The sequence below is a fragment of the Paraburkholderia sp. Ac-20347 genome (assembly GCF_017104805.1).
GTDB classification, from domain to species: Bacteria; Pseudomonadota; Gammaproteobacteria; order Burkholderiales; family Burkholderiaceae; genus Paraburkholderia; species Paraburkholderia tropica.
In genome coordinates this window covers 1-1,554 of the sequence record NZ_JAAGPN010000535.1, presented here as the reverse complement: position 1 = coordinate 1,554, position 1,554 = coordinate 1, and the positions used below count along the sequence as shown (strand labels likewise).

1 protein-coding gene and 1 pseudogene are annotated in these 1,554 nt (G+C 67.2%); one reads left to right on the top strand and one right to left on the bottom strand.

Going from position 1 to position 1,554, the window contains the following annotated elements:
- Positions 1-880: GAF domain-containing protein (locus G3N97_RS38415; protein WP_205997943.1), on the bottom strand; the 880-nt coding region annotated here is incomplete at its 3' end.
- A gap of 454 nt (positions 881-1,334) precedes the next feature.
- Between G3N97_RS38415 and G3N97_RS38410 the strand changes: the two are divergent.
- Positions 1,335-1,554: pseudogene (locus G3N97_RS38410) on the top strand (ATP-NAD kinase); the annotation flags it as partial.

Below are 1,554 nucleotides of genomic sequence, written 5' to 3'. Positions count from 1 at the left end.
TCGCCCGCAGACGCAGCGCTGCGATGGCCTCGACGCGGCCGATATCGCGCAACTGCACGTGCGACGAATCGAAAATCTCGTCGATATGGCGCGGACCTTCTAGGCCCGGAATGATTTCGCGCGCACGCCGGTTCGCAGCGACCACGTTGCCGTTTTCGTCGAAGGCGATCAGCAGTTCGGGCTGCGCCTCGACGTAATTGCGGCTCTGGTGGCCGAACAGAATCCAGCACGACGCGGTGCGATGCAGGAAATAGCCGTCCTCGATGAGCGTCGCGCTCTGGCGCACGAGCTGATTGACGATGCGCTGGCTCTCGCGGCCATCGGGCGACTGCACGGCGGAGGCGTCGAGCACGCCGATCAGCTCGCCGCCGGGCGCGAAGATCGGCGCGGCGCTGCAGGTGAGCGTGGTGAACGCGGCGCGGAAATGATCGGTCTTGTGCACGGTGATCGGCGCGAGATCGGCCAGCACGCTCGCGATGCCGCAAGTGCCTTCCTCGCTCTCCGACCAGCACGAACCGATATGCAGGCCCGCGTGCTTGAAGTCGTTGCGGCGCTCGCGGTCGATGCGGTAGTCGATCGTCACGCCATGCGCGTCGGTGAGCATCACGCAGTAGTCGGCGTCGCGCACGACGTCGTGCAGGCGCGTGAGGCACTGGCCCGAAGCGCGCAGAAAAGACTCCTCGCGATCGCGGATTTCGCGCAGCTCGGCGGCGCTCAGCACGCGCGGACCGATCACCGAGCCGGGATCGAGCTGATAGCGCTCGAACGAGCGCTGCCACGACGACGCGAGCCGAGCCGAACCGGAAGGCGCGGGCAGGCGACCTTCGACGGCGTCGCGCACGCGCGCGGCGTGGCGGGTGGGAGCGAGGGCGTAGGGCATGGCGGTTCCAGTCGAATCCAGACCACTCCAGGCGGGAACCTTTTGTAGCACATCCGGCGCGCGCAATCACACCGCAGCGCAGCAAGCGAGATGGCTGAGACGATCGTCTCAATGCGTCGTGAGACGCGTATGCGGGGCTGCACAACGGTGGTTTGGGTGCGTCGCCCGGGGCGCTGCGCGATTCTGCCCGCGCGTCTCGCTGCAGTGCATTTCGCTCGGGCGCCCGGCGCAGGCCGTGCTGAGACGCCGCCGCGCCGCGCGACGCTGATTGCGGCGCGCTTGAGAATCGGCCGCAAAGCCCTGTCGTAGCGGCATTCCGTCTGCGTGAACGCGCGGTGCGCACGCATTGGCATAACGCTTGCAGAGTCTGCGGACAAACATGACGCACAAACGCAATCTGCCAGCGTCGCTGACACAAGCGATCCGCCCTCGCGCGGATCAGGAGACAAAGCCCGTGACGACGCCCGTGACCGTAGGCGTGATCGCGAACCCGGCTTCGGGACGCGACATCCGCCGCCTCACCACGCATGCTTCCGTGTTTCCGACGGCCGAGAAAGCCAACATGGTCGTGCGACTGCTCGCGGGACTGGGCGCGTTCGGCGTCGATCGCGTGATCACGTTGCGCGACAAGACCGGCGTCGCCGCGCTGGTGCTGCGCGCGCTCGAAACGCATA